We start from the raw sequence: 12,446 nt of genomic DNA, 5'->3' as shown, positions 1-12,446 counted from the left end.
TCGATGAGACCCCCAATTCCTTGGGGGTCTTTTATAAGCAAGGAGTGAAGTATATGGCCAAGATACTGATACGAGCCATGGTTCTACCCATGACTGGACCCGAAGATTTTTATCCTGAGGGAGAAATCGCTATTGAAAATGACCGAATTCTTTTCGTAGGCGAGAAAGGATCGACGCCGGACAGTTTTGTTCCTGAGCGCATTATCGACTTGCCTGATGATGTGGTCATGCCGGGGTTAATCAATACTCATACTCATGCTGCGATGACGATGTTGAGAAGTTATGCTGATGACTTGCCGTTGATGCCTTGGTTGCAAACGAAGATTTGGCCCTTTGAAGATAAGCTGTCTGATGAAGATATTTATTGGGGGACCTTACTTGCTCTGGGGGAAATGATCCAATCAGGGACCACCACTATGCTGGACATGTATGCCTCCATGAGCCATGTAGCCAAAGCTGTTTTGGAAGCCGGAACCCGCGGTGTGCTGGCGCGCGGTTTGATCGGGAACGCACCTAACGGCGAAAAAGCCCTTGCTGAAAACATTGAATTGGTTCGGGAATATCATGGGGCTGGCAAGGGGAGAATTCAGATCATGTTCGGGCCCCATGCACCTTATACCTGCTCGGGAGAGTTCCTCCAACGAGTCAAGCAGGAAGCTGACCGGCTTGGGGTAGGGATACACATTCATGTGGCTGAGACCGAGGATGAGATCGGGACGATCAAGGAGCAATATGGGAAGACACCGGTGCAATGGCTGGATGAACTTGGATTATTCGGTGGGCATGTGGTTGCCGCCCATTGTGTGCATCTCACCGAGGAAGATCGAGATATTTTGGCGCAAAGAAAGGTCTGTGTAGCTCATAACCCCGAAAGCAATATGAAATTGAACAGCGGTACTGCTCCTGTTCCTGAATTACGCTCTCGTGGAGTCTTGGTCGGTCTGGGAACTGACGGAGCGTCCAGCAACAATAATTTAGATATGTTCGGGGAAATGCGTTCGGCTGCCTTGCAACAGAAACTTACTAAGGGAGCCACAACTCTACCGGCCTATGAAGTGTTGCAGATGGCAACGGTGGATGGGGCGCGCAGCTTAGGGTTAAAAGATGTAGGGATGCTTGTTCCTGGCTATAAGGCTGACCTGATATCGATTGATTTTGATCAGCCGCATTTTTATCCGAGATTCTCAGTGCCAGCTCATTTGGTGTATGTAGCCCATGCCGGTGATGTGCGGACTGTCATGGTAGATGGGGAACTATTGATGGAAGAGCGGCAATTAAAGACCATCGATATTAAGCGCGTGTGCCACGAGGTCGAAAAGCGGGCAAAGGCGATTGCGGAAAGCTTTTAAGGTTTTTTGAATTCTATAAACTAAAATTTTCCTTCATATAATATATCGCATTATTCTTGAAATGAGATATCCAAACAAAACTTAAGAAAATGCTAGCTCCAAGACTTAGAATTCGCATATATTTTAACAACAGGAAAGCAAAATTACTTGACAAGGTCTTGAAGATAGCCTAGAATAGCACAGTAAAGTAAAAATCCTTGACGGGAGGGTTTTTCCCGTGGAAAGATTTGCAAAAATGGCATTGCTGGCAGATTTTTATGGGCCGCTGTTGACTTCTAAGCAAGGGAGGATATGGGACCTCCACTATGAGCAGGATTTCTCCTTAGTAGAAATAGCTGAATCAGAGAATATCAGTCGGCAAGCAGTTTACGATTTGCTTAAAAGAACAGAAAAAATCTTACATGGATATGAGGATAAGCTGGGACTCGTACGCCGTTTTGTGGTCGAGCACAATAAGTTATCCGAAGTCCATCAATTGATGCAGGAATTCGAAGAAAAGGATTTTGCCAACGGAAATGCCTGGGAACGTCATCAATCCATCAAGCAGAAGATTGATGAAATCTATCGGGATATTGAAGCTTCCTAGTCTTAGAATGAGTCCGGAAAGTGAGGGCTTGTATGTTTCAAGGTCTAAGTGAAAAATTGCAAGAAACCTTTAAACGCTTAAAAAGCAAAGGCAAACTCACAGAAGCGGATGTCAATGAAGCGATGCGCGAAGTTCGCATGGCTTTATTGGAAGCTGATGTGAACTTTAAAGTTGTTAAGGATTTTGTCGCTAAAGTCAAGGAGCGTTCGATCGGTCAAGAGGTTCTTGAATCCCTCTCTCCTGGGCAACAGGTGATTAAGATTGTTAACGAGGAAATGGTTGCCTTAATGGGCGGCGTTTCCAGTAAAATAAATATTTCCTCAAAGCCACCGACGGTCATTATGTTGGTGGGCTTGCAAGGGGCCGGTAAAACAACTCATGGAGCTAAGCTCGCCAATATGTTGAAAAAGCAGGGCAAGCATCCCCTCCTGGTCGCCTGTGATATCTATCGTCCTGCGGCAATCAAGCAGCTCGAGGTTTTAGGGGACCAAATCAAGGTCCCGGTGTTTTCATTAGGGCAGGAAAATCCGGTAAAGATCGCTTTGGCCAGCCTAGAGCATGCTCTTAGTCAAGGCTTAGATGTGGTCATTATTGATACGGCAGGACGTCTGCACATCAATGAAGAATTGATGGGGGAGCTCAAGGATATCAAAGCCGCTGTTAAGCCTCATGAAATCCTGCTGGTCGTGGATGCCATGACAGGGCAAGATGCAGTGAATGTGGCAGAAAGCTTCCATGGTGATCTCGGGATTGACGGAATCATTATGACCAAGCTTGATGGCGATACCCGAGGTGGGGCTGCTCTCTCTGTTAAAGCCGTCACCGGCTGTCCCATTAAGTTTGCCGGCATAGGGGAGAAGCTGGACGCTATAGAGCCGTTTTTTCCGGACCGGATGGCCTCCCGTATTTTGGGAATGGGCGATGTCCTAACCCTGATTGAAAAGGCTCAAGAAGCTTTCGATGAAAAGCAGGCTCGGGAGATGGAGCAAAAACTTCGCAAGCAGGAATTCACTCTCGATGATTTCCTCGATCAGATGCAGCAGATTAAAAAAATGGGGCCCTTAGGCTCGCTGCTCGAAATGATTCCCGGTGCCGGGAAACAACTGAAAGATGCCCAGATCGATGAAAAAGATATGTCCCATGTGGAAGCGATCATTCATTCCATGACCCAGGAGGAACGCAGAAAGCCAGCCTTGATTAAAGATTCAAGAAAGCGCCGCATTGCCAAAGGAAGCGGTACCAGCGTTCAAGAAGTGGGTCGGTTGCTTAAACAATTTGAGCAGATGCAAAAAATGATGAAGCAATTTGCGGGTGCGCCGGGTATGGGCATGATGGGTAAAGGTAAAAAGGGTAAAAAAGGCAAGAAATTAGGTTTGCCGTTCCCCTTTAAATAATCACGATACATTAAATTCGGCTAGCGGATAAAAGTATCCTGATGAGGAGGTGAAAAACATGGCAACAAAAATTCGTCTTCGCCGCTTAGGTGCCAAGAAGAATCCCTTCTATCGCTTAATCGTTGCGGATTCCGATTCGCCACGCGATGGTCGTTTTATCGAAGAGATCGGTTACTACGATCCTACGAAACAACCAGCAGTCTTGAACATTGATGAGGAAAAAGCATTGAAATGGTTAGCAACTGGTGCTCAACCTTCAGATACAGCGAAGTCTTTGCTTCGCAAAGCTGGAGTTTTGGCTAAGTACCATGAGTCCAAGAAGTAATTGGATTATTGGGGGTGTTCCTGTGAAGGAACTCGTTGAAGTGCTGGCAAAAGCTTTGGTCGATCACCCGGATCAAGTACTTGTAGCTCAATCCGAAACGGAGAGATCCGTTCATCTGCAACTCACTGTAGCGGCGGAGGATATGGGCAAAGTCATTGGTAAACAGGGTAGAATCGCTAACGCAATTCGCACGTTAGTTAAAGCTGCTGCGGTCAAAGATGGGCGCAGAGTGCATGTTGACATTGATCAGTGATGTTGAGAAGGGCCTTGTGCCCTTTTTGACGTTCAGCTCAAAGAAGGAGCAATAATCTTATGGACAAGGTTCTAATCGGTGAAGTCATTAAGCCCCACGGTGTGCAGGGCGAAATAAAGGTGCATCCCCTTACGGGTAATCCCAAGCGCTTTAAAAAGCTTCAGGAAGTCATACTCGTGCGGAATCAGCTGCAACGCCGTTTGAAGGTGCTGAATGCTAAGGTTCAAGAATCTGAGATATACCTGACTTTAGAAGGAGTAAATTCTAGGGACGAGGCCGATAAATTACGGGGCTGGGCAATTAAGGTGGATCGCTCGGAGGTACCGCCTCTTGAAGAAGGCTGGTATTACTTTGAACTTGAGGGTATGCAGGTATATGAGGGTGAGACTTTATTGGGGACTTTGACTCGAGTGATTGAGACGGGCGCCAATGATGTTTACCTTGTGAAGGGAAATGAGAGGGAAGTCTGCGTGCCGGCTCTGAAGACTGTGGTGAAGCGTGTTGATGTACCCGGCCGACGGATGGAAGTGGAGCTACCCCTTGGACTGCTGGATGGAGAAGAGTAAAATGATGCAGTTTACTATTCTGACCCTTTTTCCAGAAATGTTTGCACCCTTACAGGAGAGTATCCTGAAGCGTGCCCAGGCGGCCAACCTAATGGGTGTTAAGCTGATTAATTTTCGCGATTATGCTCTCAGTAAGCATAAGAATGTGGATGATGTGCCATATGGTGGCGGAGCAGGAATGGTCCTCAAGCCTGAACCTATCTACGCTGCGATACAGGATTTGCCTTCCCCCCGGGGACAGAGGCGGGTTATTTTGCTTACTCCTCAGGGTGAAGTCTTTCAGCAACGGAAGGCTAAAGAATGGAGTAAACTTGATGAGCTGGTCTTTATTTGCGGGCACTATGAAGGATTTGATGAGCGTATTCGCGGCCTTGCTGATGAAGAGGTATCCTTAGGAGACTTTGTCCTTACAGGTGGAGAGCTGGCGGCCATGGTGATGATCGATTCTGTGGCCCGTTTATTGCCTGGAGTGTTGGGAGAAAAAGCATCTGCAGAGGAAGATAGTCACAGTGAAGGGCTTTTGGAGTACCCTCAGTATACTCGCCCACCGGTTTTTAACGGATTAGCGGTTCCGGAGGTTCTTTTGTCTGGACATCATCGTCATATTGAGGGGTGGCGACGCAAGGAATCTTTAAGACGTACTTTTTTAAAGCGTCCCGATTTATTCCTACATACCGAGTTCCAAGGGAGTGACTACACTCTTCTCGAGGAATTGTGCCAAGAAATTCCTAACCTCGCAGCGGAACGATTCCGCTGGCAACACCTTAAGCCAAAGCCGAAAAGGTCGAGAATAAAACCTCAGGCTCCGTTGAACGATTAGGAGGTAAAATCATGGGCGACTTATATATCGCTTTAATTCATGCACCTGTATACAATAAGAACATGGAAACGATCGCAACCTCGATTACGAACTTGGATATTCACGATATCGCTCGGAGTTCGACTACCTACGGGGTTAAGCGTTACTATATCGTTCATCCTGCACAAGCCCAACAAGCATTAGCCCAGCGAATTATGGGTTACTGGCAGGAGGGTTTTGGTGCGGAATACAATCCCAATCGCCAGGAAGCCTTCTCCCGGGTCAAGTTACTTAGTGAGCTTGCTGAGGTTGAGGAAGAAATTTATCAAGAGCAAGGGCTTAAGCCCCTGAGGATTGCCACGGATGCCCGAAGGTATCCCAATACCTTAGATTATGCGGCGGTTCGCGCTAAAATCGAAGAGGGTGAGGAGCCATTGCTTTTGCTCTTCGGAACAGGATGGGGGCTGCACAAAGACGTCATGGCAAGCTGTGATATCATTTTGGAGCCGATTTATGGTCCGGGAGAATGGAATCATCTTTCGGTTCGTTCGGCAGCAGCGATTATTTTAGATCGCTTAAGAGGACATTAGTCACATTGTTTTCTGCAAACAGCTGCTTTATTATTTTAAAAAATTTAAAGTTGCGTCCAAACTTTAATTATGATATGATATCACGGTAAAACGGATGGTCCTCTCACTTTGAAAAGCTTGTTTTTTATGGCAAGCTCAGTGTATGAACATCTATGCAAGGAAGGGGGGAATCAATAATGGATTTTATTCGCATGATTGAAGAAGAACAGATGAAAAAAGATCTTCCTGCCTTCCGTCCTGGAGATACTGTACGCGTACATGTAAAAGTTGTCGAGGGTACTCGGGAACGTATCCAGGCTTTTGAAGGAGTTGTCATCAAGACGAAAGGCGGCGGTTTGCGCCGGACTTTCACTGTTCGTCGGGTGACTTATGGTGTAGGAGTTGAACGGACATTCCCACTCCATTCTCCTCGAATCGACCATATTGAGGTTGTACGTCGTGGTGTTGTGCGCCGTGCTAAACTCTACTACCTACGTGAACTTTCAGGTAAAGCTGCGCGGATTCGCGACCATCGCTAGCAATGAGATGGGCCGGAGCAATCCGGCTCTTTTTGTTATTCATTTTTATACAACTATTTGCTTTTACTGAACAAAATTGGCGAATAGCGTTGACTACTATGGATGGATATTTTTAGATGCTTTTAGACAATCGATACACTGTATGCTCCTCAAAATTTCTGCTCATACTAGTGAAGAATTTGAAACGGAGAGGAGAAAATACAGTGATGCATAAGACAAGATTCGGGTGGGTAATCTGGTTTCTGGCAGCAGTTGTGGTAATTGCTGCGCTTTTGCGTTTATTTGTGCTACAACCTTATGCGATTTCTTCAAATTCCATGGAACCTACACTGGTTAATGGCGATAGGATTCTCGTCAATCGCTTAGCCTATCAAAGCGGAGCCCCGGCGCGGGGAGATATTGTGGTCTTTGCTTATCCAAAGGATACCAGTCGTACTTTTGTCAAACGAGTAATCGCAGTAGAAGGCGAGAGTGTGGAACTCAAAGGAAATCAAGTCTACGTCAATGGGGCCCTTGTTCAAGAGCCTTATCTGAAGCAGGGAGATTATTCACCCTTTGAACCAGAGACTATTCCGGCTGAGAACATTTTTGTTTTAGGTGATAATCGCCGGGAAAGCGGTGACTCTCGCGAATGGGGAGTTTTACCCCAAAGCTATATCATAGGAAAAGCATGGTTGGTTTATAATCCGCTCCAAAGAATAAAGTTCTTTTGGTAGCGATAGTTGAGGATTAAGAAGGTGTTTCCTTGAGTATTCAATGGTTTCCAGGTCATATGACGAAAGCAAAGCGGCTGTTGTTGGATCAACTCCGTTGGGTCGATGTGGTCATCGAGTTAGGCGATGCTCGTTTGCCAGAAAGTAGTAGAAACCCTCTTCTACAAGAGATGTTAGGTGATAAACCCAAAATCGTCATCTTAAACAAATCAGACTTGGCTGATCCTATCCAGACAGAACTCTGGATTAAGGAGCTGCGCAAGGTGAGTCCTGTTTTAGCTGTTAGTGCGGCGACCGGAGCTGGGGTTGGCAAAATCGTACCTACCCTAGAGCGTCTTATGGCGGATAAGATTGAGAAATGGGCAGCCAAAGGAATCCGGGCCCGTGCCATTCGTGTCATGGTTGTCGGTATACCCAATTGCGGAAAGTCGTCTTTAGTGAATAATTTGATTGGTAGTGCAAAAGCTAAAACAGGTAACAAACCTGGTGTAACCCGAGGAAACCAATGGATTCGCATTCATGACAAAGTGGAGCTGATGGATACTCCGGGTTTACTTTGGCCTAAGTTTGAAGATACTGAAGTGGGTATCAAGCTGGGAGCAGCAGGAGCAATTCGCGATGAAGTACTGAATCTGGAAGAATTATCGATTTGGCTATTAGCTTGGTTGAAGCAAAGCTATCCTGATTCATTGCAACGCTATACAGAAAATGTCCAAGACTTAGATCTGGAAGGAATTGGACGTAAAAGGGGCTGTCTTGTGAAAGGAGGTCAAGTGGACATTTTTAAGGCGGCTCAGATCTTTATTAGAGAATTTCGGGCGGGCTCCTTAGGAAGGTTTACCTTGGATCGTATAGAAGAGAAGAGTAGGAAAGAAGAGGATAATAGTTTTGAAAGCGATATCACAAATGAGCATTCGGGAATTGAGCGAGATGCTCAAAACTGAACCCTCGGGTGAATTTCTTAAGGCGTGTGCACAAGACTCGCGTCAGGGAGTTCGACAGCTGATGAACCGCTATCAAAAGGACTGTGAAGCCCGAAAAGCTGAGGCTGCACGGATCCAGCATTTGTTAGTAGAAGAAAAGCAATTATGGCAAGCTGGGTATCTCCACATCGCTGGGATGGATGAAGCGGGACGAGGTCCTCTAGCGGGACCGGTGGTGGCAGCCGCCTGTATCCTGCCGGCAAAATTCAATTTGCCGGGACTTAATGATTCGAAGAAGTTGTCAGAGAGTAAGCGGGAAAGACTGTTTCAAGAGATTAAGGAGCAAGCCTTAGGCTATGCGGTGGGCAGTGCCGAATCCGCTGAGATTGATGCTCTGAATATTCTCCAGGCCACTAAATTGGCTATGAAACGAGCAGTTGAGAATTTAAAGATTCGCCCCCATTTTTTGCTCATCGATGCCTTGGAAATACCCCTCAAAATCCCCCAAAAAGGAATCATCGATGGAGACGCACTCAGCGCAAGTATTGCGGCAGCTTCCATACTTGCTAAAGTCTCACGAGATCATCTGATGAATGAGCTGGATACGCTCTATCCAGCCTATGGATTTAGGAAAAATAAAGGCTATGGTACACGCGAACATCTTACCGCTCTATGTCGCTATGGAGTATGCCCAATCCATCGCCGAACCTTTGCTCCTGTTAAAAATCAGCTGAATATTGTTTGAATAAACTTATAATTTACATTTAGGAGATAAAGCGTACATAATTGTTGACTATTCCTGAACAAATATGGCACAATGAGTTTGGTTTATGGGAATAAAATATTTTTATTATGAAGGGGGGTAAGGAGATGTCAGATAACTTTGCTGCTGTTGGGATAGCACTTGTGGTGGCAATTGCCATTAACATGATTATGATGTTGATGCCCAAGCTCTTAGCTCCAAAAAAACCAGTTCCCGAGAAGTTAACACCGTATGAAGGTGGTAACAAAACGATTGGACGTACCTGGTTAGGGTTCAAAAGCAATTATTTTCTTTATGCCCTTGTTTTTACGGCATTTGACGTAGAAACTGTTTTCCTGTTTCCTTGGGCGTTATCGTTCCGACAACTTGGAACCTTCGCTTTTATTGAAATGTTTGTCTTCATCATCATTCTCTTAGTTGGATTCTGGTATGCTTGGAAAGAAGGTGCATTAGAGTGGATGTAGCAAAAGAGAAAGAACTCCGCGAAGCCGAAGCGCTCATGGAAAAGAATGTTCTACTAACTAGTATTGATAAGATATTGAATTGGGGTCGTGGACATTCCTTTTGGCCTGTAACCTTCGGTTTAGCATGCTGTGCCATCGAAATGATGGCGGCAGGTGGTCCGCGTGTTGACATCTCTCGCTTTGGGTATGAAGTCTTCCGGGCTTCACCGCGTCATGCCGATGTTATGGTTGTCGCTGGAACATGTACTCGCAAAATGGCCCCCCTATTACGGATGATTTATGACCAAATGGCTGAACCTAAATGGGTTATTGCTATGGGGAGCTGTGCCAGCGCAGGTGGTCCCTTTGCGGATTCCTATTCCATGTTGACAGGTGTAGACAAAATTGTCCCTGTCGATGTCTATATTCCGGGTTGTCCTCCGCGGCCGGAGTCCTTAGTATATGGGTTGCTTCAACTTCAATATAAAGTGAACCACCCAGACAAGGTGAGGTTATTGAAACATGGGAAATAATGAAGTATTAAGAAAACGCGTGGATGAGTTAGCGGCGCGTGTCAATGGCAAAGTGGAAGAGATGATTGATACTTTAGTACTTACTGTACAGAGCGCTTACATCACGGAAACTCTAACCGCAGTGAAGAGCTTTGCGGAAGTACCATGTGACTTTCTCCACGACATCGCTGGAGTGGATAAACTTACCCATTTCGAAGTTGTTTATCAGATGACAAGCCTTCGTGGGCCCCAAAAGCTGCGCGTTAAGGCAATTGTCGATCGCGAGAAACCGGTGATTGACTCCGTGACCCGAATCTGGGCAGGTGCCAATTTCATGGAGCGAGAAGCTTATGATATGTTTGGTATCCAATTCACAGGTCACCCGAATCTGAAACGGATTTATATGTGGGATGATTTTGAAGGATTCCCATTACGTAAGGATTATGTTACAGAGCCTGTGGAAGTTCGTAATACTATGCGTGTACGCAGAGATGATGAGTAAGGGGGTAAAACCATGTCAGATTTATACCAAGAAGGAACAGAAGAACTTCTTTTAAACATGGGCCCCCAGCATCCGAGTATGCACGGTGTATTTCGGATGATCGTTCATTTACAGGGGGAAACAGTAACTGCAATTGAACCAAAGATTGGCTATCTCCATCGTGGGTTAGAGAAAATCGCTGAAAGTCGGACGTACACCCAGTTCATTCCGTATACCGACCGTTTAGATTATCTGGCTTCACCCCACAATAATTTGGCTTATGTTCAGGCTGTAGAAAAGTTAATGGGAATTGAGATTCCCGAAAGAGCAGAATATTTACGTATCATTTTTGCTGAGCTAGCACGAATTGCCAGCCACCAAGTGTTTGTAGCCAGTGGGGCCTTAGATATCGCGGGCTGGACCGCCTGGGGATATCCCTTCCGTGATCGGGAGAGAATCCTTGATTTATTTGAGATGACATCAGGTAGCCGACTAACTGTCAACGCAATGCGGATCGGTGGTATGAACTTTGATCCAACGCCAGAATTTTGGGCTGCCTTAGAATCATTCTTGGATGATATGCCGGAAAAAATTGAAGAATATTATAATATCTATCTTGGCAATGAAATCACCCAAGGCAGATTGAAGAATGTCGGAATTCTTTCTAAGGAAAAGGCAGAGAATCTTTGCATTACCGGCCCAGCCCTTCGTGCGTCAGGAGTACAATACGATGTGCGTAAGGCAGAACCTTATGGAATCTATGATCGTTTTGATTTTGAAGTCCCGGTACTTTATGGCTGCGATTCATTCGACCGAAACATGATTCGTTTCTTGGAGATGAACGAGAGCCTCAAAATTATTCGTCAAGCTATGCGGGATATCCCTGAAGGTCCGACTATGGCGAAAGTGCCCAAAATCATCAAACCTCCTGTTGGGGAAGTATATCACCGGGTGGAAAATCCCAAGGGTGAACTCGGTTTCTATATTGTTAGCAATGGAACACCGAAGCCTGAACGGGTGAAGATTCGGGCGGGTGCCTTTGTTAATCTTCAGTGTTTAGAGGAAATAAGTGTTGGAACCTATATTCAAGATTTGATCTGTAGCTTTGCGTCGTTGGATGCAGTGCTTGGTGAAGTGGATAAGTAAAACTCTCAACGAGGGGAGAATAAGATGGACGCTTTTATTCAATCGTTAAATCAATTGCCACTCAATATTGCGGATATGATCCGCGGTTTGTTCGCAGATCCTCACTCCATCTGGGCCGACCTCACTATGACTTTAATCGGCATGATTTTAGTTATCGTGGTCATCGTAGTGGCAGCACTTTTTCTCGTTATCTTAGAGAGAAAAGTTGCCGGATGGGCTTCGCAACGCCCTGGTCCAAATCGTTTGGGTCCTCGCGGATGGTTTCAGACCATAGCTGATGCTCTGAAACTTTTGGGGAAAGAGGATATTACACCAGCGAATGCTGATAAAGTAATGTATAAAATTGCCCCCATGTTTGTTTTTGGTATTCCAATCTTAACTCTAGCCATTATACCTATGGGCTATGGAATGGCAGCTATCGACTTAGAACTGGGGATATTCTACTATCTGGGGATTACTTCAGTTGCTACCTTGGCTTTCTTGATGGCTGGTTGGAGTTCCAATAATAAGTATTCTTTAGTTGGAGGTATGCGTGCAGTTGCGCAAATGATCAGTTATGAAATTCCCTTGATTTTCTCACTTTTGGGTGTTGTCATGCTGACCCAGACGTTCAACTTAACGAAAATCGTCGAGGCTCAAGCTACAATTCCGTTTATTTTCTTACAACCCATAGGATTTATTATCTTTTTGATTTGCGGACAAGCGGAAGTCAACAGAGCGCCGTTCGACCTTGTCGAAGCTGACCAGGAAATTATCGCCGGACCCTTTACCGAATATACAGGTCTGCGTTGGGGATTATTCTACCTCGGTGAATACGCAAACCTAGTTGCTATGTGTGCCTTAGCAACAACAGTCTTCTTAGGGGGTTGGCAAGGGCCAGCGATCTTACCAGGCTGGGCTTGGTTCTGGCTTAAAGTAGGTCTTTTGATTTTTGTTTCTATGTGGGTGCGTTGGACATTTCCACGGATTCGGATCGACCACTTGATGCATTTTGCCTGGAAGGTCTTGTTACCGCTCGCGCTTCTCAACATTTTGTTGACGGGTTTGGGGATTTATATCTATCAACTCGTGATTGGAGGGTGACA

At 45.7% G+C, this 12,446-nt stretch carries 17 protein-coding genes; all 17 read left to right on the top strand.

The genetic code is table 11. The features are described from left to right. Positions 1-53: 53 nt before the first annotated feature. The 17 genes from DESDI_RS12795 (at position 54) to nuoH (ending at position 12,444) form a co-directional block, all read left to right on the top strand. Positions 54-1,349, top strand: a complete 1,296-nt coding sequence (locus DESDI_RS12795) for an amidohydrolase (RefSeq protein ID WP_015263039.1) — start codon at positions 54-56, stop codon at positions 1,347-1,349. Positions 1,350-1,566: 217 nt separating this feature from the next. Next, positions 1,567-1,935 carry a YlxM family DNA-binding protein gene (gene ylxM / locus DESDI_RS12790; protein WP_015263038.1) on the top strand — a complete coding sequence of 123 codons (369 nt, stop codon included), beginning with the start codon at positions 1,567-1,569 and terminating at the stop codon, positions 1,933-1,935. A 32-nt stretch (positions 1,936-1,967) separates the two neighbouring features. After that, entirely contained in the window at positions 1,968-3,329 is a 1,362-nt protein-coding gene (ffh, locus tag DESDI_RS12785; protein ID WP_015263037.1) for a signal recognition particle protein, read from the top strand. Positions 3,330-3,387: 58 nt separating this feature from the next. Further along, entirely contained in the window at positions 3,388-3,654 is a 267-nt protein-coding gene (gene rpsP, locus DESDI_RS12780; protein WP_015263036.1) for a 30S ribosomal protein S16, read from the top strand. A gap of 22 nt (positions 3,655-3,676) precedes the next feature. After that, positions 3,677-3,907 carry a KH domain-containing protein gene (locus DESDI_RS12775; protein ID WP_015263035.1) on the top strand — a complete coding sequence of 77 codons (231 nt, stop codon included), beginning with the start codon at positions 3,677-3,679 and terminating at the stop codon, positions 3,905-3,907. Between the two features lie 59 nt (positions 3,908-3,966). Beyond that, on the top strand, positions 3,967-4,473 hold the full coding sequence (gene rimM, locus DESDI_RS12770; protein WP_015263034.1) for a ribosome maturation factor RimM: 507 nt from the start codon (positions 3,967-3,969) through the stop codon (positions 4,471-4,473). A 1-nt stretch (position 4,474) separates the two neighbouring features. Beyond that, positions 4,475-5,293, top strand: coding sequence for a tRNA (guanosine(37)-N1)-methyltransferase TrmD (trmD, locus tag DESDI_RS12765; protein WP_015263033.1), 819 nt, complete (start codon positions 4,475-4,477; stop codon positions 5,291-5,293). An 11-nt stretch (positions 5,294-5,304) separates the two neighbouring features. Further along, a complete protein-coding gene (locus DESDI_RS12760; RefSeq protein WP_015263032.1) occupies positions 5,305-5,862 on the top strand; it encodes an RNA methyltransferase in 558 nt (185 codons plus the stop codon). Positions 5,863-6,038: 176 nt separating this feature from the next. Continuing rightward, positions 6,039-6,380 carry a 50S ribosomal protein L19 gene (gene rplS / locus DESDI_RS12755; protein ID WP_015263031.1) on the top strand — a complete coding sequence of 114 codons (342 nt, stop codon included), beginning with the start codon at positions 6,039-6,041 and terminating at the stop codon, positions 6,378-6,380. A 206-nt stretch (positions 6,381-6,586) separates the two neighbouring features. After that, the gene (lepB, locus tag DESDI_RS12750; RefSeq protein ID WP_015263030.1) at positions 6,587-7,096 is read left to right on the top strand and encodes a signal peptidase I; all 510 of its coding nucleotides are present in this window, start codon (positions 6,587-6,589) and stop codon (positions 7,094-7,096) included. Positions 7,097-7,125: 29 nt separating this feature from the next. Then, a complete protein-coding gene (gene ylqF, locus DESDI_RS12745; protein ID WP_015263029.1) occupies positions 7,126-8,037 on the top strand; it encodes a ribosome biogenesis GTPase YlqF in 912 nt (303 codons plus the stop codon). Beyond that, positions 7,982-8,761 (top strand): ribonuclease HII, encoded by a 780-nt coding sequence (locus tag DESDI_RS12740; RefSeq protein WP_015263028.1) that lies wholly within the window; start codon positions 7,982-7,984, stop codon positions 8,759-8,761. The genes ylqF and DESDI_RS12740 overlap by 56 nt, the downstream gene beginning before the upstream one ends. Positions 8,762-8,886: 125 nt before the next feature. Then, positions 8,887-9,243, top strand: a complete 357-nt coding sequence (locus tag DESDI_RS12735) for an NADH-quinone oxidoreductase subunit A (protein ID WP_015263027.1) — start codon at positions 8,887-8,889, stop codon at positions 9,241-9,243. Next, positions 9,234-9,755, top strand: a complete 522-nt coding sequence (locus DESDI_RS12730) for an NADH-quinone oxidoreductase subunit B (RefSeq protein ID WP_015263026.1) — start codon at positions 9,234-9,236, stop codon at positions 9,753-9,755. Before DESDI_RS12735 ends, DESDI_RS12730 begins: the two co-directional genes overlap by 10 nt. Continuing rightward, entirely contained in the window at positions 9,745-10,236 is a 492-nt protein-coding gene (locus tag DESDI_RS12725) for an NADH-quinone oxidoreductase subunit C (RefSeq protein WP_015263025.1), read from the top strand. Before DESDI_RS12730 ends, DESDI_RS12725 begins: the two co-directional genes overlap by 11 nt. Before the next feature lie 12 nt (positions 10,237-10,248). Continuing rightward, complete coding sequence (locus DESDI_RS12720; protein WP_015263024.1) at positions 10,249-11,361, top strand: NADH-quinone oxidoreductase subunit D; 1,113 nt, start codon at positions 10,249-10,251, stop codon at positions 11,359-11,361. Between the two features lie 24 nt (positions 11,362-11,385). Beyond that, complete coding sequence (gene nuoH / locus DESDI_RS12715) at positions 11,386-12,444, top strand: NADH-quinone oxidoreductase subunit NuoH (protein ID WP_015263023.1); 1,059 nt, start codon at positions 11,386-11,388, stop codon at positions 12,442-12,444. The last annotated feature ends 2 nt before the right edge of the window (positions 12,445-12,446 follow it).

This window comes from Desulfitobacterium dichloroeliminans LMG P-21439 (assembly GCF_000243135.2).
Classification (GTDB): Bacteria; Bacillota; Desulfitobacteriia; order Desulfitobacteriales; family Desulfitobacteriaceae; genus Desulfitobacterium; species Desulfitobacterium dichloroeliminans.
The sequence above is the reverse complement of the archived record's forward strand: the minus strand, read 5'-3'. Positions and strand labels throughout refer to the sequence as shown.

Bases quoted from the DNA above. Each gene is read 5' to 3' on its own strand.
- DESDI_RS12795 (WP_015263039.1), top strand. From the start codon at position 54: ATGGCCAAGATACTGATACGAGCCATGGTTCTACCCATGACTGGACCC.
- ffh (WP_015263037.1), top strand. From the start codon at position 1,968: ATGTTTCAAGGTCTAAGTGAAAAATTGCAAGAAACCTTTAAACGCTTA.
- rpsP (WP_015263036.1), top strand. From the start codon at position 3,388: ATGGCAACAAAAATTCGTCTTCGCCGCTTAGGTGCCAAGAAGAATCCC.
- rimM (WP_015263034.1), top strand. From the start codon at position 3,967: ATGGACAAGGTTCTAATCGGTGAAGTCATTAAGCCCCACGGTGTGCAG.
- trmD (WP_015263033.1), top strand. From the start codon at position 4,475: ATGATGCAGTTTACTATTCTGACCCTTTTTCCAGAAATGTTTGCACCC.
- DESDI_RS12760 (WP_015263032.1), top strand. From the start codon at position 5,305: ATGGGCGACTTATATATCGCTTTAATTCATGCACCTGTATACAATAAG.
- rplS (WP_015263031.1), top strand. From the start codon at position 6,039: ATGGATTTTATTCGCATGATTGAAGAAGAACAGATGAAAAAAGATCTT.
- lepB (WP_015263030.1), top strand. From the start codon at position 6,587: ATGCATAAGACAAGATTCGGGTGGGTAATCTGGTTTCTGGCAGCAGTT.
- DESDI_RS12735 (WP_015263027.1), top strand. From the start codon at position 8,887: ATGTCAGATAACTTTGCTGCTGTTGGGATAGCACTTGTGGTGGCAATT.
- DESDI_RS12725 (WP_015263025.1), top strand. From the start codon at position 9,745: ATGGGAAATAATGAAGTATTAAGAAAACGCGTGGATGAGTTAGCGGCG.
- DESDI_RS12720 (WP_015263024.1), top strand. From the start codon at position 10,249: ATGTCAGATTTATACCAAGAAGGAACAGAAGAACTTCTTTTAAACATG.
- nuoH (WP_015263023.1), top strand. From the start codon at position 11,386: ATGGACGCTTTTATTCAATCGTTAAATCAATTGCCACTCAATATTGCG.